The sequence below is a fragment of the Diaminobutyricimonas aerilata genome (assembly GCF_002797715.1).
GTDB lineage: Bacteria > Actinomycetota > Actinomycetes > Actinomycetales > Microbacteriaceae > Diaminobutyricimonas > Diaminobutyricimonas aerilata.
The window spans coordinates 1,962,574-1,978,310 of record NZ_PGFF01000001.1 but is presented as its reverse complement, the minus strand read 5'-3'; the positions used below and the strand labels follow the sequence as shown (position 1 = coordinate 1,978,310).

Sequence of the window (15,737 nt, the reverse complement as noted above, 5' to 3'; positions counted from 1 at the left end):
AAGGCATCCGGCCCATCACGGGTACGGTCAGCGCACTCCGCGGATCGGCGGGTGGTGGAACGTGTCGCCGAACACCCGCTGCGACGCACCGACGCGATCGAGGTACGGGGTCACCCCGCCCATCTGGAACGGGTAGCCCGCTCCGAGGATGAGGCAGAGGTCGATGTCCTCGGGTGCCGAGACGACCCCGTCGTCGAGCATCCGCTTGACCTCGTCGGCGAGACCGTCCTCGATGCGCCGCAGCAGCTGCTCGCCGGTGAGCGGGGCGGTGCCCCCCGCGACGATCCGCTCGGCCTGCTTGTCGTAGCCCTTGATCTTGCCCTTGGCGTCGCGTTCGAAGATCCGCCCGTGCTCGGCGAGGCGGTGCAGGTTCTCGCTCGCGAAGAACCGATCCGGGAACGCGGCGTGGTGCGTGTCGAGCACGTGGGCCCCCACCTTGAGCCCGACGAGTTCGAGCAGTTCGAACGGCGCCATCGGAAGTCCGAACGGGGTGATGGACTCGTCGACGACCTTGAACGGCGTGCCGGAGTCGACGGCGTGCATCGCCTCGCCGAGGAGCTTGGCGAGGATGCGGTTGACGACGAAGCCGGGGGCGTCCTTCACGAGTACGGCGTTCTTCTTCAGCTTCGCGGCGACGGCCATGGCGGTCGCGAGCGTCTCGTCGGTGGTCGCCGGCGTACGCACGACCTCGATGAGCGGCATGACCGCGACCGGGTTGAAGAAGTGGAAGCCGACCACGCGCTCGGGGTGGGCGAGCTTCGCGCCGATCCGCTCGACAGAGAGCGAGGAGGTGTTCGTCGCGAGGATCGCGTCGGGGGAGATGTGCTGCTCCACCTCGGCGAACACCTGCTGCTTGACCTCGAGCTCCTCGAACACGGCCTCGATGACCCAGTCGCAGTCGGCGAAGTCGGCCTTGTCGGTCGTGCCGGTGACGAGGGCGTTCAGCCGGTTCGCGTCGTCGGGGGAGATGCGCCCCTTCTGCAGCAGCGCGTCGATCTCGCCGCGGATGTACTCGAGGCCCTTGTCGACCCGCGCCTGGTCGAGGTCGGTGATGACGACCGGCACCTGCAGGCGGCGCACGAAGAGCAGCGCGAACTGGCTCGCCATGAGACCGGCGCCGAGCACGCCGACCTTGGTCACCGGTCGGGCGAGCGCCTTGTCGGGGGCTCCCGCCGGTTTCTTCGCGCGCTTCTGCACGAGGTTGAACGCGTAGATGCTCGCGCGGAACTGGTCGCCGGAGATGAGGTCGGCGAGGGCGTCGTCCTCGGCCGCGAACCCGGTCGCCTTGTCGGTGTTCTTGGCCGCCTTGATGAGCTCGAGCGCCCGGTAGGGCGACTCGGCGACCTCGCCGATGCGGCTCTGCAGCGTCTTGCGGGCGATGCCGATCGCCGCGTCCCACTTGATCGCCCGCTCGAGCTTGCCGGGCTGGTGGGGGCGCTTCACGGTGATCTGTCCGCCGATGACGCCGTCCGCCCACTTGAGCGAGTCCTCGAGGAAGTTCGCCGGTTCGAAGATCGCGTCGGCGATGCCGAGCTCGAACGCCTCCTGCCCCTTGAGGGTGCGGTTCTGCTTGAGCGGGTTCTCGATGATGACCTTGAGCGCGTTCTCGATGCCGATGAGGTTCGGCAGCAGCCACGCTCCGCCCCAGCCGGGGATGATGCCGAGGAAGACCTCGGGCAGCGCGAGGGCGGGGATGCTGCGGTCGATCGTGCGGTAGTCCGCGTTCAACCCGATCTCGACGCCGCCGCCGAGCGCGAGCCCGTTGATGAACACGAACGACGGCACGCCGAGCTCGCTCAGCTTGCCGAGTGCCCAGTGTCCGAGTTGCGCCATCTGCTTGCCGGTCTCGCGATCCGGGATCTCGCTGACCTTCGACAGATCGGCACCGGCGGCGAGGATGAACGGTTTGCCCGTCACCGCGACCCCGTGGATCTCGCCCGCGCGTGCCCGCTCGGTGAGGGCGTCCATCACGCTCGCGAACTCGAGCAGCGATGCCGGGCCGAGGGTGTTCGGACGGGTGTGGTCGCGCCCGTTGTCGAGGGTCACGAGGGCGAGGGTGCGACCGCTCCGCAGGGGCACGTCGCGCACGAAGGAGTGGGTGACGACCTCGTCGGTCGAGAGCTCCGCCAGACGGTCGAACCGCGTCGTGGTGTCGGTCACTTCTTCCTCTTCCCGGTGTAGTGCGGGTTCTCCCAGATGACCGATCCGCCCTGGCCGAGGCCGACGCACATCGCGGTGAGTCCGTAGCGCACCTCGGGGTGTTCCTCGAACTGACGCGCCAGCTGGATCATGAGCCGGACACCCGACGAGGCGAGCGGATGACCGAGGGCGATCGCGCCGCCCCACGGGTTCACGCGAGGATCGTCGTCGTCGATGCCGAAGTGGTCGAGAAGAGCGAGCACTTGCACGGCGAACGCCTCATTGAGGTCGAACAATCCGATGTCGTCGATCGTGAGCCCCGCCTTGCGCAGCGCCTTCTCGGTCGAGGGCACCGGGCCGATGCCCATGATCTCCGGGTCGACGCCGGAGAACGCGAAGCTCACCATCTTCATCTTGACGGTGAGGCCGAGCTCCTTCGCGGCGTCGGCGCTCGCGATGAGCGAGACGGTCGCCCCGTCGGTGAGTCCGGACGAGTTGCCCGCCGTGACGCGGCCGTGCGGCCGGAACGGCGTACGCAGCCCGGCGAGGCCCTCCATCGTGGTCTCGGGTCGCATGAGTTCGTCGCGCGTCGCAAGACCCCACCCCTCGTCGCTGCGGATCGCGACGGGCACGAGGTCCGGCTGGATGCGGTTGGCCTCGTAGGCCGCCGCGACCTTGCGCTGGCTGTTCATGGCGAAGCGGTCGGAGCGTTCCTTGGTGAGGTGAGGGAAACGGTCGTGGATGCGCTCGGCGGTCTTGCCCATGTTGAGGGCGTCCTCGCTCACGAGGCGCTCCGAGAGGAACCGCGGGTTCGGGTCGGCACCGAACCCCATCGGGTGGCGTCCCATGTGCTCGACGCCGCCGGCGATCGCGAGGTCGTAGGCGCCGAAGGCGATCGCGCCGGCGACCGTCGTGACGCTCGTCATGGCGCCGGCGCACATCCGGTCGATCGCGTAGCCGGGCACGGTCTTCGGCAGACCGGCGAGGATCGCGGCCGTGCGGCCGAGGGTCAGCCCCTGGTCGCCCTGCTGGGTGGTGGCGGCGATCGCGACGTCGTCGATGCGGTCCTTGGGAACGTTCGGATTGCGTTCCAGCAGTCCGATCATCGCCTTGACGATGAGATCGTCGGCGCGGGTGTTCCAGTACATGCCCTTCTCACCCGCTCTGCCGAACGGGGTCCGGACGCCGTCTACGAAGACGACCTCGGTATTCGCGGCCACGATGCCTCCTATCGAGTAGTCGGCACGATCCTAGGAAGGCTGCCCGAGCCCCTCGAATCGTTTGCTTGTTCCTACGAAGCCGGCTCGTCGTCGCTCGACGGCGTTTGGTCTGCCTCTACAAAGGCATCGAGGATCGTCTGTGCGGTTGCGTCAATCTGCCACGGGCGCGCGCCGTGCTCGGCGAGGGCCGCCCGGAGGCTCTCGAGCTCGAGCGGCATCGGGGGAGTCCAGGCGACGCGGCGGAGCGCCTCGGGGGTGAGCAGGTTCTCGACGGGCAGCTCCCGTTGCTCCGCCAGTCCGGCGACGAGCGACCGGGCTGCCTTGAGCCGGCGGTCGGCCTCCGGGTTGCGGTCGGCCCACGCGCGCGGCGGCGGGAGGGTGTCGCCGGGGACCCGTTGCTTCGGCAGGTCCTCGGTGGTGAGTCCGCGTTCGACGGCCTCCCACCAGCGATCGAGCTGGCTGCGGCTCGCGCGTCCGGTGAACTCCTTGAGGCTCGCGAGGTCGCGCTTGGTGCGGGGGAGCGTGCGCGCGACCGCGGTGATCGAGGCGTCGGGGAGCAGCCGGCCGGGTGCCGTGTCGACCTCGCGGGCGTACTCGTCGCGGGCGTTCCAGAGCTCGCGGGCGACGGCGAGACCGCGGGAGCCGCGCACCGCGTGCAGTCCGGAGAGCCGGCGCCACGGGTCGGTGCGGGCGGGCTTCGTCTCCCGCGTGAGCACCGCGTGGAACTCCTGCTCGGCGATGTCGGTCTTGTCGGACGAGGCGAGCAGCTCCGCCATCCGATCGCGCAGATCCACGAGCAGCTCGACGTCGAGCGCCGCGTACACGAGCCACGATTGCGGGAGCGGGCGCGTCGACCAGTCCGCCGCGGAGTGCTCCTTCGCGAGATGGATGCCGAGCAGGTCCTCGACGACGGTGCCGAGACCCACCCGCGGCAGTCCGGCGAGCCGGGCACCGAGTTCGGTGTCGAAGAGGCGGGTGGGTTCGAGCCCCACCTCGCGCAGACACGCGAGGTCCTGGCTCGCGGCGTGCAGCACCCACTCCTCGTCGCGGATGACCTCCGCGAGTTCGTCGAACCGTCCGATCGCGGGCGGATCGAAGAGGAACACGCCGGCGCCGCGGCGGTAGATCTGGATGAGATAGGCGCGCTGCGAATACCGGAAGCCGGAGGCCCGCTCGGCGTCGACCGCGACGGGTCCTTCGCCCTCGGCGATGCGCCGCACCGCGTCGAGGTACCCCTCGCGCGTGTCGATGACGATCACGGGCTCGTGCGGCGCCTGCTCGAGCGGTGCGTCCGTGACGCTAGGCACGTCCCATCCGACGCGAAGAGAGCAAGGGCACCCCATCTCCGGCCGGCGGGAGCCCCGCCAGCACACACAACAACTCCGCCCAGCCTTCCACATGTGCTCCGAGGTCGGCGTCGGTCGGGGTCCACGAGGCGCGCAGCTCGAGTTGGGCGCCGTCGCCCTGGCTGGCGAGTTCGCCGTACCCGGTCGAGATGATCTTGGTGGCGGTGCCGGACGCGGCGATGTAGTGGGCCCCGCGGGCCTCGAGCGCGTCTTCGAGCCACGACCAGGTGACGTCGGCGACGAACGGATCGATCCCGATCTCCGTCTCGAGCGGGGCCTGAGCGAAGCACACGACGCGGAAGATGCCGCCCCACGCATCCGGCGCCTCCGGATCGTGCAGCAGCACGAACCGGCCGGTGCCGAGCTCCGAGTCGTCGTCGTGACGCGCCGGGGTCACATCGGCGGCGAGCGCGATCGCGTGCGGCGCGAGCGAACCGGGCGCCGGGATCTCCGTCACCACGAGCTCCGACCGGAGGGACGCGGAACGCACGGCGTCGACGGCAGCGACGAACGCCGGGGGTGGTGCGGAACTGGGGGCCACGGGAGCAGATTAGGGTGTGCGTGGTGCCGATCCGTGGAAGGCACGCCGCCCGTCACCCGGAGGATCCATGCCCGCATCGCGTCGCTGGCGCCCGCGCCGCGTCGCCGGCCTCGCCGCTCTCGGCGCCGTCGCCGCATCCGCCCTCGTCGGCGCGACCGCGGCCGTGACCACCGTGCTCGTCGCGCGGACCGTCATCACGCCCCCGCGGCGGCGCATCGAGGACACCCGCGTTCTCGCGGTCGAGGGCGACCGCGTCGTGCTGTCGCGCTCGGCCGATGCGACGGTGCCCGGGCGGTACAGCTTCTGGTTCGACCACGGCCGCGGTCACGCCAAACTCGGCGACATCGTCGCGCACGACGACCGCTCGGTCACCCGCGAGCTGCTCGGAGTCGACTTCGGCGACATCGCCCGCGCCCGCCGCGGCCGCTTCGCCGGCTGGTTCTGGCTGAGCCCGCGCGACCTGCCGTACGAGCACCGCCAGGTCGAGATCGCGACCGAGGTCGGCCCCGCGCCGGCATGGCTGGTCCCCGGGGGCGACGGCTCGGACTGGGTCATCCAGGTGCACGGGCGCGCGGTGCGCCGCTCGGAGGCGCTGCGCGCGATCCCCGTCTTCCACGACGCCGGATACACGTCACTGCTCATCTCGTACCGCAACGACGGCGACGCGCCGGAGAGCGGCGACGGGCGGTACGCGCTCGGCGATCGTGAATGGCGGGACGTCGAGGCGGCCATGCGGTTCGCGCTCGAGCACGGGGCGACCCGGATCGTGCTCATGGGCTGGTCGATGGGCGGAGCCACCGTGCTGCAGGCGGTCACCCGCTCGACGGTCGCGGATGCGGTGGTCGGGGTGATCCTCGAGTCCCCGGTCGTCGACTGGGTCACGACGCTCACCTACCAGAGCGAGGAGCTCGGCTTGCCTCCCGCGATCCGCCGCGGCGTCATCGCCCTGCTCGGCGGGCGGCGGGGGCACCGGCTCGCCGGGCTCGCCGAGCCGATCGACTTCGCCCGGCTCGACCTCGTCGCCAACGCCGACGAGCTCCACGTGCCCACCCTCATCCTGCACAGTGACGACGACGGGTTCGTGCCCGTCACGGCGTCACGCGCCCTCGCGCTCGCCCGCCCCGACACGGTCACCTTCGAGGCGTTCACGGTGGCGCGTCACACCAAGCTGTGGAACTACGACGCCGACCGCTGGAACGCCGCCATCGGATCGTGGCTCACGCGCCTGCGGGAATCCAGCGGCCGTACAACGAGCCCTCGTCGTCGCTGAACAGCGCGATCGGTCGCAGCGTCACCGGGTCGAGCGCACCGGCGCCGACGAGGGGGAGGCGCGCTCCGACGAGGCGCGGCGACCAACTGAGGCAGAACTCGTCGACGAGCCCGTGCTCGAGCAGACGGCGGGCGAGCGTCGGACCGCCCTCGCTCACGAGGGAGCGCAATCCCCGTCCGTGGAGGGCGTCGAGAATCGCGGACGGTCCCGATCCGTCCGGGAGTGGAACGGCTTCGATGAGGTCGCCGAGTTCGTCGGCGGCACGAGCCACGGCGTGCGCGGGTCCGAGGACGAGCACCGGCTCCGCGGCCCGCTCGAACCGGTGCCCACCGAGATCGCCGGTCGCCGTCACGACCGCGAGTCGCGACGCGCGGGGGATCTGGTAGCCCTCGGCCCGCACGCTCGCCGCCCCGACGATCACCGCATCCGCGAGCTCGCGGATGACGCCGAGGATGCGGCGGTCCACCCGGTTGCTGAGCGACTCGGACGTGCCGTCGTCTCCCACGGCGCTGCCGTCGAGGCTCGCGATCATGTTCAACCGCAGGTGGGCGCCGGGCGGGGGAGCGTATTCCCGCAGCAACGCGTCGCGGCCCGCGGTGTCTGCGATGTCGAGCTCGCCCGCATCCGGCAGCAGCCGCCGCAGGATCACGCGCCGGTCCGCAACCGCAACTGCCGCTTCGCCCGGCCGAGCATCGCGGTCATCCCGCGGATGCGCAGCGGACTGACGGCATCGTTCAGACCGATCGTCTGCGGGTAGTCGTCGGGCACCGCGAGCACCTCGTCGACGGTCATCCCGTCGAGGCCCTGCGCGAGGATCGACGCGAAGCCGCGCGTCGTGGGGGCCTCCCGCGGCGCGGTCGCGTGCATGTGCACGCGGTCGGCCTCGTCGACCTCCACGAAGATGAACACCGGCGACTGGCACTCCTCGACGCGTTCGAGCAGGTCGGGGTGGTCCGCGTACCGTTCCGGCAGGGCCGGCAGTTCGTTCGCGAACTCGAGCAGCAGTTGCAGCCGCTCACGTTGTTCGACGGCGAGGAACTCCTCGCGGATCTCGGCGAGCGCGCCGGTCACCTCAGCCATGGTGAGCCTCAGCGCGCGGGGAGCTCGCCGGGCTCGCTCCCGCGCGCGATCGGGACGCGCACCGCGCTGCCCCACTCCGTCCAGGAGCCGTCATAGTTGCGCACTCCTTCGAACCCGAGCAGGTGGGTGAGCACGAACCAGGTGTGGCTCGAGCGCTCACCGATCCGGCAGTAGGCGATCACGCTATCACCGTCGCGTAGGCCGGCCTGGGCCCGGTAGATCTCGTCCAGCTCGGACACGGGCTTGAACGAACCGTCCTCGGCCGCCGCCTTCCCCCACGGCACGTTGAGCGCGGTGGGGATGTGTCCGGCGCGCAGGGCGCCTTCCTCCGGATAGGCGGGCGCGGTGGTGCGCTCGCCGCTGAACTCCTCCGGCGAGCGGACGTCGATGAGGGGGTTGCCGAGGTGCGCGAGCACGTCGTCCTTGAAGGCGCGGATCGCGTCGTCGCGACGCTCGACGACCGGGTACTCCGCGGGGCTGATCTCGGGGGCGTCAGTCGTGATCGGCCGGCCTTCGGCGATCCACTTGTCCCGTCCACCGTCGAGCAGGCGCACATCCTCGTGGCCGAAGAGGGTGAACACCCACAACGCGTACGCGGCCCACCAGTTGCTCTTGTCGCCGTAGATCACGACGGTCGTGTCGCGGGCGATGCCGCGGGAAGCGAGGAGGGCGGCGAACTGCTCACCCGTGACGTAGTCGCGCTGCACCGGGTCGTTGAGGTCGGTGTGCCAGTCGATCTTCACCGCGCCCGGGATGTGTCCGGTCTCGTAGAGCAGCACGTCCTCGTCGGATTCGACGACCACGAGCCCCTCGGCGCCGAGGTGTTGCTCCAGCCATTCACCGCTCACGAGGCGCTCGGGGTGCGCGTAGTCGGCGAATCGGGGATCGGTGTCGAACTCGACGGTCACTGTTCTCTCCTGCGTTTCCGGCGCGCGTGGGGTGGCGCGCGCCCCGTACGACCCTATGCACTCGTCCGGATGCGCGCGACGCGCTACTGCAATATGACGCAACCGCCCGCAGGTAGGCTGGATTCCCGGTGCCGGGCCGTGTCACGTGCTCGATCGGCCACCACCGGAAGGGGAACGATGACCACGGTCGGCTCTCTCACGGATCGCGCGCCCGCGGTCGGCGGACGGGAGCTCGCCGCCCAGCTCGTACCGCCGCGCCAGTTCGCGGACGCCTCGTTCTCGAGCTACCGACCGGATGCGGACTACCCGTCCCAAGCGGAGGCGCTCGCCGCGGTGCAGCGGTTCGCCGAGGGGCCCAAGCCCACAGGCGGCCTGTTCCGTCGCAAGGCTCCGGCCTCCCGCCCCGGCGTGTACCTCGACGGCGGGTTCGGCGTCGGCAAGACCCACCTCCTCGCCGCCCTCTGGCATGCGGCGAACGGGCGGAAGTACTTCGGCACCTTCATCGAGTACACCGCTCTCGTCGGCGCCCTCGGCTTCGCGGAAGCGGTCGCTCTGCTGCGTGGGGCGTCGCTCGTGGCGATCGACGAGTTCGAGCTCGACGATCCCGGCGACACGATGGTGATGAGCCGGCTGCTCGGCGAACTCGTGGCGTCGGGCACCCGCATCGCGGCGACCTCCAACACGCCGCCGAACGCCCTCGGGGAGGGGCGGTTCGCCGCCGCCGACTTCCTGCGCGAGATCCACGCGCTCGCCGAACGGTTCGACACCATCCGGATCGACGGCCTCGACTACCGACGGCGCGACATCGAGGGTCACGCGCGCACGGTCGACGATTCCGAGGTCGAGCGGCTCGTGCAGGAGGGGCCGGCCGAACACACGTCGGACCGCTTCGACGACGTCATCGCGCACCTCGCCACGGTGCATCCGTCGCGCTATGTCGCCCTCGTCGACGGGCTCGGAAGCGTCGGCCTGCGCGGGGTGCGCGTGCTCGCGGACCAGACCGAGGCGCTGCGTTTCGTCGCGTTCGTCGACCGTCTCTACGACGCGCAGGTGCGCCTCGTGGCGAGCGGAGAGCCACTCGACTCGGTGTTCGCCGCCGACATGCTCGCCGGCGGCTACCGCAAGAAGTACCTGCGCGCCATCTCGCGGCTCATCGCGCTCACCACCGGTAGCGACTGACCCGCCCGGCGCCTCAGAGCACCCGCGCCCTCCGCCGGTAGCGCCGAGCGCGCAGCGAGGTGAGCACGATGGCGACGACGGCCGAGATGAGCGACCCCAGGATCACCGCGATCGTCCCCTCCGCGGCGACCTCGCGTGAGCTCTCGAACGCGAGCTCGTTCATGAGCAGCGACACCGTGAAGCCGATGCCGCCGAGGGACGCGACGACGAGGATGTCGCCGAGCGGCAGCGGCGACGGGCGCCGGCCGGATCGCGACAGGCGGGTCGCGATGAACGCCGCGCCGGTGATCCCGACGAGCTTGCCCAGCGGCAGGGCGAGCACGATGCCCCAGAAGACGGGGCTCAGCCGATCGATCGACACGGCAGGCAGGGCGACGAGCGCCGCGACGAACGCGAACACCGGCAGCACGATGAGGTTCGACCAGGGCTCCATCGCATGCCGGGCGGGGGCGGCCGTGCGCGGCGCCATGATCAGGCCGAGCGCGACACCGGCGATGGTGGCGTGCACCCCCGACTGCAGAACGAGGTACCAGGCGAGCACGCCGAGCGCGACGAGCAGGGCGATGCGCGACCCGCGGGGGGTGCGCCGCGAGATCCACCCGAACAGCAGCACGACCGGCACGGCGAGCAGCAGGGGGAGCGGCAGCAGCTCTTCGGTGAAGAACATGGCGATGATGAGGATCGCGATGAGGTCGTCGATCACGGCGAGCGCGAGCAGCAGGGCGCGGATGCGGCTCGGGAGGCCGCGCCCGACGACCGCGAGCACGCCGAGAGCGAAGGCGATATCAGTGGCGGTGGGGATGGGCCAGCCGTTCTGGAGTTCCGCATCGTGCACGACCAGCAGGAACACGATCGCGGGCACTACGACACCGCCGACGGCCGCGATCGTCGGCACGAGCGCCTTCCGGGCGCTGTCGAGTTCGCCGCGGGTCAGTTCGTGGCGCAGTTCGATCGCCGCGAGGAAGAAGAAGATCGCGAGCAGCCCATCGGTGACCCAGTGCCCGACCGTCAGGTGGATGCCGAGCGGCGGGATGTCGAGGTAGGTGTCGCGGAGGGCGGTCAGTCCGGGGCCCGCGGCGGTGTTCGCCAGCAGGAGGCCGGCGGCCGCGGCGGCGAGCAGCAGCACGGCCGAGTAACGCTCGGAACGGAGGAAACGCATGACGCCCTTCGGGGTCGGGAACACGACGCCGACCAGACTTCCCGGCACACCGGCATCCAGCCTACCGGTCCCGGATCCGGGTGCTCCGGGCGGATGTGCGGCGCCTGTGCGGGCATCCGGAGGCTGCCCGAAACACGATGTTTACCTTCAGCCCGCGCCCGTAACACTCGTGAAACACCGGCACAGTTCCGCCGAAACGTGCCGACAGCACACTGGGTCGCGTACCCGAGGCGATGAGGCTCACCGACCCGAACCGATCCGAGGGTGCGTCCTTTGCAACTCTCAGAGAGGTATGACATGGATCAAGGCAACACGGCCTTCCTGCTCATCGCCGCGGCCCTCGTTCTGCTCATGACCCCCGGTCTGGCGTTCTTCTACGGCGGGCTCGTCAAGGCGAAGAGCGTCATCAGCATGATGATGATGAGCTTCGGCGCGCTCGGGCTGATCGGCGTGCTGTGGGTGCTGTACGGCTACGCGATCTCCTTCGCGGACGGTCCGGACGGCGCGGCGGCGGACGCGAACTTCATCGGCATCGACGGTGTGCTCGGCATCAACCTCGGCGAGATCGGACTCGGCGACTCGTACGCCGAGGCGTCGGTCACCGAGGCGGACTTCCCGAACCTCGCCTTCGTCGCCTTCCAGGCCACCTTCGCCATCCTCACCGTCGCCCTCATCTCGGGTGCGATCGCCGACCGCGCCAAGTTCGGCGCGTGGATGGTCTTCGCCGGTGTGTGGGCCACGGTCGTCTACTTCCCCGTCGCGAGCTGGGTGTTCAACTTCACGCTCGGCGAAGACGGCTCGGTCGTCGACGGCGGCTGGATCGCCTACACGGTCGGCGCGATCGACTTCGCCGGTGGAACCGCGGTGCACATCAACGCCGGTGCCGCCGCGCTCGCCCTGGCGCTCGTGCTCGGCAAGCGCGTCAACTTCGCCAAGGGCGCACACGTGCCGCACAACCCGCCGTTCGTGCTGCTCGGCGCCGGTCTGCTGTGGTTCGGCTGGTTCGGCTTCAACGCCGGCTCGGAGCTCGCCGCGGACGGCATCGCGGCGATCGCCTTCCTCAACACGATCGCCGCTCCCGCGGCCGCCATCCTCGGTTGGCTCGTCGTCGAGAAGATCAAGGACGGCAAGCCCACCTCGATCGGTGCCGCGTCGGGCGCCGTCGCGGGTCTCGTCGCCATCACCCCCGCGTGCGCCGTGCTCACGCCCGGCTGGTCGCTGCTGCTCGGTGCGATCGCCGGTGTGGTGTGCGCTCTCGCGATCGACCTGAAATTCAAGCTCGGCTTCGACGACTCGCTCGACGTGGTGGGCATCCACCTCGTCGGCGGCCTCGTGGGCACGCTCTACATCGGTCTCTTCGCGACCGATCTGGGCCTGTTCACCGGTGGTGACGCGAGCCAGCTCGGCAAGCAGGCGCTCGCCGCCTTCGCGGTGCTGATCTACTCGTTCGTTCTCTCCTTCGCCATCGGCTGGGTCATCAACAAGACGATGGGCTTCCGCGTAAGGAACGAAGACGAGGTCGCCGGAATCGACACGGTCGTGCACGGCGAGACCGGATACGTGCTCGCCGACTGAGTTCGCATGCACATCGGGAGGGCGTCGCCTGCGGGCGGCGCCCTCCTTCGTCGTGAGCTGCCTTCACCGCACCGCCGCGGCGCGCTAACGTCGTGCGCGGAGGAGGCGCCGTGACGGACGGATGGGTCGTGACGACGAGCGCACTCGTTCTCGCTGCCGTGCTGGCCGGCGCCATCCCGGCGCTGCTGCGCGGCGTGCGCGGAGCGGTGCTCGCGGTCGCGCTGCCGACGCTGCTCTGGGCGGTCGTGCTCGGCGTCGGACTCGCGGTCGGGGCGGTGCGGGCGGTGCCCGCGGTGCTGCTCTACCTCGCGGGTGCCGTGCTGCTGTCCGTCGCCGCCGCCTACGTGCTCGGACCGGCCACCGTCTCCTCCGGGGCCCTCGTGCTCTCCACGCTGCTGTGGCCCACGTTGCTGCTCGTCCCGCTCGGCGTCGGCTTGTTCGGCGGACCGGCGGCCTGGCTCGTGCTCGACGCGCGTGTCGCCGACTACGGGGGAGCGCTGCTCTTCGCGGTTCCGCTGAGCGCCCTCTACGTGGTGCGCGCCGTACTCGCCCTCGAGCCGCCCGAGGACTCCCCGCACGCACGGCGTCCGCTGCTCGCGACGTCGTCGATGTGGATCGCCGCAGTCGTGTGGATGATCGGGGTCGAGCTGCGGATCGACGAGGTGACGCCGGTCGTGCTGCTCGCCGCGGTCGTGGTGCCGGGTGTCTCCGCTGTCGGCTGGGCCGTGGTGCAGCTCATCCGTCGCCATCGCATCGACACGGTGGGCGTCTGCTCCGGTGCGACCGCCGGCGTGATGGCGACCCTCGCCGCGGCCCCGTCGGTGGACCTGCTGTGGGGAGCCGTGCTCGGCGGCGTCACCGGCACGAGCTCGGCGATCGTCGCGTACTCCGCCCACCGCGCGGCGTGGAGGCCGGGCTCGCTGCGCAACGTGCTCGCGCTGCTGCCGGTCCCGGCGGCGATCGGCGTGGCGTTCCTCGGCCTGTTCGGGCTCGAGCGGGGCTTCGTCTACTCCGGTTCGCTCGATCCGGTGATCGCCCAGTTCGGTGCAGTGCTCGGCGTGGTGCTCTGGTCGGGTGTCGCGGCGCTCATCGTCGCTCTGCCGCTGCTCATCGCCCAGCAGGTGCGGCGCAGCCGCGCCGCCCGCGCCTCCGCCTGACGCCTGCCGCGCGTCCGCCTCCTCGAGGCGCTCCGGCCGGGTGTCGTTTCGCCGAACGTGCCTCTATCGGACGTTTCCGGCGCACTCGGGGCCCCGAAACGTCCGATGAAGGCACGTTCGACGGCCCGACGACCATGCGACGTGTCGCGGCGAGTGGCCGCGGTCCGGAGGCCGCCGTTCAGGATCGACGTCGGCCGACGGACCACACTGCGGCCCCCAGCACCAGGAGCACGGCGAGGAGAGCGGCGACGTGTGCCGCCAACGTCGCCGCGCCGTGGGAGGGGAGCAGGAAGCCGTAGGGCACCCACCCGTCCGTGGCACCGCGCACCAGCACCACGGTCACCCGCACGATCGGGTAGGGCAACACAATCACGAGGAGAGCCCACGGGATAGCGTGCCGATCCGGTCCCGCGAGCCAGTCGGCCACGACGAGGATCGGGAAGATCACGTGGAGCACCACGCTCACCCACGGCGGCGCCGTGCCGGTGCCTGGCACCAGGACGTTGTAGACCAGCCCGACCAGCAGCATGTAGGTCGTGCCGAGTGCACGAGCGGCAGTGAGCCAGCGCGGAGCCCGGTGACCGGTGACCGCGATGAATCCGGCGACGAGTAGCACCGAGCTCGTGAGCAGGCTCGTGAGGTTCGTGAAGTAGCCGAAGTAGTCGAACAGACTCGATCGACCGGCGGCCACACCGAGCGCGTAGGTGTACAGCAGAACGGCGATCACCGCGAGGGCTACGACGATCCGAGCGATGCCGACGAGGAGCGCAGCGCGTCGGTCCGGAGCGATCGTCACAGTCGACACGGTACCGAGCCGGACGTGACGGGGCGGACGGGAATGAGAAAAGCCCCCGAAGAATCGGGGGCTGCGGTGGGCGATACCAGACTCGAACTGATGACCTCTTCCGTGTGAAGGAAGCGCGCTACCAACTGCGCCAATCGCCCGCGGAGAACATCCTGCCATAGATCGCGGCCCGGTTCCGCACCCGCGACGCGCGGAGCGGGGGCGGATTCGAACCGGCGACACGCGTCACGTAACCCGGTTTGGAACCCGTCAGCGTTTCGGCTAGAGTCATGTCCGCACGCAGAAATGCGGGTAACGCGGATGTGGCGCAGTGGTAGCGCATCACCTTGCCAAGGTGAGGGTCGCGAGTTCGAATCTCGTCATCCGCTCGAGTGGGGCAGCGTCGGTTCGCCGTGCTGAACCGCGCACGGTGGAGTGGCCGAGAGGCGAGGCAGCGGCCTGCAAAGCCGTACACGCGGGTTCAAATCCCGTCTCCACCTCGCAAGACCTGGGCGATTGGCGCAGCGGTAGCGCGCTTCCCTGACACGGAAGAGGTCACTGGTTCGATCCCAGTATCGCCCACCATCTGAATCCGGCCGTTCGGCTCGAGTTTCCTCTGCGGTGACCCGCGACGGCATGCTTCGCCGTCGCGCTGGTTCGATCCCAGTATCGCCCACCATCTGAACCCCCGATTCGTCGGGGGTTTCTTCGTTCCGGAGTGGGATCCCGCAGCGCCCGATGCGACGGGCACGCCCTCAGACATCCTCCCCGCGCAAGGGACTGTCCCCGCCGTCAAGCCCGTGCGGCGCTGACCCTGCCGCCGGAGGCGCCAGTGCGTGCCGCGTCGCTCGCCCGCACCGGGGCCGCGAGCGCGTACGCGGGGATCGCGACCGCCGCGACGACGAGGTGCATCGCCATGAGGGCGACCACGGCCGCCGTCGTCGTGCCGGGGATGAACCGCAGGATGAGCAGCGCCACGTCGGGCACGAACGACACGGCGACCACGAGCGGGACGAGCACCGCGAGTGCGCGCCGCGGCTTACGGGCGCGGCGTCGCACGACGATCCACCCCGCCCAACCCGCGGCGAGACCGGCGACGGTGAACGTGGTGAAGGCGGGGAAGGTGAGCGGCCCGTAGGTCGACGGCGCACCTGCCGAGACGGCGAGTGCCGCCACGAGGGCGTTCACGGCGACAGCCACTGCCGCCGCGATGAGAAGGACGACCGTGGTGCGGACGGCGCCGCCGCGAGCCGGGCGGTCGGTGGCGGAAGGGGACGACATGAGGAGCTCCTCGCTCGGATGCGGCGGTGACCGCCGACGGATACGGGACCGACCGGTCCCGCAATCCGTTACGGTACTCCGGAGTACCGGAATGTACA

General features: G+C 70.5%; 14 protein-coding genes and 4 tRNA genes. 7 read left to right on the top strand and 11 right to left on the bottom strand.

Annotated elements, in window-relative coordinates:
* Positions 1–27 precede the first annotated feature (27 nt).
* The 4 genes from CLV46_RS09545 to CLV46_RS09530 form a co-directional block, all read right to left on the bottom strand.
* The gene (locus tag CLV46_RS09545) at positions 28–2,160 is read right to left on the bottom strand and encodes a 3-hydroxyacyl-CoA dehydrogenase NAD-binding domain-containing protein (RefSeq protein WP_100364551.1); all 2,133 of its coding nucleotides are present in this window, start codon (positions 2,158–2,160) and stop codon (positions 28–30) included.
* Positions 2,157–3,359, bottom strand: a complete 1,203-nt coding sequence (locus CLV46_RS09540; protein WP_100364550.1) for a thiolase family protein — start codon at positions 3,357–3,359, stop codon at positions 2,157–2,159. The genes CLV46_RS09545 and CLV46_RS09540 overlap by 4 nt, the downstream gene beginning before the upstream one ends.
* 71 nt (positions 3,360–3,430) lie before the next feature.
* Positions 3,431–4,666 carry an HRDC domain-containing protein gene (locus CLV46_RS09535; RefSeq protein ID WP_245866686.1) on the bottom strand — a complete coding sequence of 412 codons (1,236 nt, stop codon included), beginning with the start codon at positions 4,664–4,666 and terminating at the stop codon, positions 3,431–3,433.
* Positions 4,659–5,246, bottom strand: a complete 588-nt coding sequence (locus tag CLV46_RS09530; protein WP_100364548.1) for a DUF3000 domain-containing protein — start codon at positions 5,244–5,246, stop codon at positions 4,659–4,661. Before CLV46_RS09530 ends, CLV46_RS09535 begins: the two co-directional genes overlap by 8 nt.
* 67 nt (positions 5,247–5,313) lie before the next feature.
* On the opposite strand from CLV46_RS09530, the gene CLV46_RS09525 reads away from it, so the two are divergent.
* Positions 5,314–6,516, top strand: coding sequence for an alpha/beta hydrolase family protein (locus CLV46_RS09525; RefSeq protein ID WP_100364547.1), 1,203 nt, complete (start codon positions 5,314–5,316; stop codon positions 6,514–6,516).
* Here the strand turns inward: CLV46_RS09525 and CLV46_RS09520 are convergent.
* The 3 genes from CLV46_RS09520 to CLV46_RS09510 are packed head-to-tail and all read right to left on the bottom strand — an operon-like array spanning position 6,464 to position 8,504.
* Positions 6,464–7,165 (bottom strand): dihydrofolate reductase family protein, encoded by a 702-nt coding sequence (locus tag CLV46_RS09520; protein WP_100364546.1) that lies wholly within the window; start codon positions 7,163–7,165, stop codon positions 6,464–6,466. The two genes, CLV46_RS09525 and CLV46_RS09520, sit on opposite strands and share 53 nt — an antisense overlap.
* The gene (locus CLV46_RS09515; RefSeq protein WP_100365990.1) at positions 7,162–7,596 is read right to left on the bottom strand and encodes a SufE family protein; all 435 of its coding nucleotides are present in this window, start codon (positions 7,594–7,596) and stop codon (positions 7,162–7,164) included. The genes CLV46_RS09520 and CLV46_RS09515 overlap by 4 nt, the downstream gene beginning before the upstream one ends.
* A gap of 8 nt (positions 7,597–7,604) precedes the next feature.
* Positions 7,605–8,504, bottom strand: a complete 900-nt coding sequence (locus CLV46_RS09510; RefSeq protein ID WP_100364545.1) for a sulfurtransferase — start codon at positions 8,502–8,504, stop codon at positions 7,605–7,607.
* Between the two features lie 177 nt (positions 8,505–8,681).
* Here CLV46_RS09510 and zapE point away from each other — a divergent pair, with 177 nt between their 5' ends.
* Complete coding sequence (gene zapE, locus CLV46_RS09505; protein ID WP_100364544.1) at positions 8,682–9,683, top strand: cell division protein ZapE; 1,002 nt, start codon at positions 8,682–8,684, stop codon at positions 9,681–9,683.
* A gap of 13 nt (positions 9,684–9,696) precedes the next feature.
* On the opposite strand, the gene nhaA is transcribed toward zapE, so the two are convergent.
* The gene (nhaA, locus tag CLV46_RS09500) at positions 9,697–10,890 is read right to left on the bottom strand and encodes a Na+/H+ antiporter NhaA (RefSeq protein ID WP_342746111.1); all 1,194 of its coding nucleotides are present in this window, start codon (positions 10,888–10,890) and stop codon (positions 9,697–9,699) included.
* Positions 10,891–11,139: 249 nt separating this feature from the next.
* Here nhaA and CLV46_RS09495 point away from each other — a divergent pair, with 249 nt between their 5' ends.
* Both CLV46_RS09495 and CLV46_RS09490 read left to right on the top strand, forming a co-directional pair.
* Positions 11,140–12,417 (top strand): ammonium transporter, encoded by a 1,278-nt coding sequence (locus CLV46_RS09495; protein WP_100364543.1) that lies wholly within the window; start codon positions 11,140–11,142, stop codon positions 12,415–12,417.
* A gap of 110 nt (positions 12,418–12,527) precedes the next feature.
* A complete protein-coding gene (locus CLV46_RS09490) occupies positions 12,528–13,574 on the top strand; it encodes an ammonium transporter family protein (protein WP_100364542.1) in 1,047 nt (348 codons plus the stop codon).
* 178 nt (positions 13,575–13,752) lie between these two features.
* Here the strand turns inward: CLV46_RS09490 and CLV46_RS09485 are convergent, their stop codons facing one another.
* Together CLV46_RS09485 and CLV46_RS09480 are read right to left on the bottom strand one after the other, a co-directional pair.
* Complete coding sequence (locus tag CLV46_RS09485; protein WP_245866684.1) at positions 13,753–14,370, bottom strand: Pr6Pr family membrane protein; 618 nt, start codon at positions 14,368–14,370, stop codon at positions 13,753–13,755.
* A gap of 76 nt (positions 14,371–14,446) precedes the next feature.
* Positions 14,447–14,519: transfer RNA gene (locus CLV46_RS09480), tRNA-Val, on the bottom strand.
* Between the two features lie 156 nt (positions 14,520–14,675).
* Between CLV46_RS09480 and CLV46_RS09475 the strand changes: the two genes are divergently transcribed.
* The 3 genes from CLV46_RS09475 (at position 14,676) to CLV46_RS09465 (ending at position 14,943) form a co-directional block, all read left to right on the top strand.
* A tRNA-Gly gene (locus tag CLV46_RS09475) sits at positions 14,676–14,747 on the top strand.
* A gap of 40 nt (positions 14,748–14,787) precedes the next feature.
* A tRNA-Cys gene (locus CLV46_RS09470) sits at positions 14,788–14,858 on the top strand.
* A 10-nt stretch (positions 14,859–14,868) separates the two neighbouring features.
* A tRNA-Val gene (locus CLV46_RS09465) sits at positions 14,869–14,943 on the top strand.
* A 207-nt stretch (positions 14,944–15,150) separates the two neighbouring features.
* Here the strand turns inward: CLV46_RS09465 and CLV46_RS09460 are convergent.
* Entirely contained in the window at positions 15,151–15,639 is a 489-nt protein-coding gene (locus CLV46_RS09460) for a DUF6069 family protein (protein ID WP_211282173.1), read from the bottom strand.
* Positions 15,640–15,737: the final 98 nt, after the last annotated feature.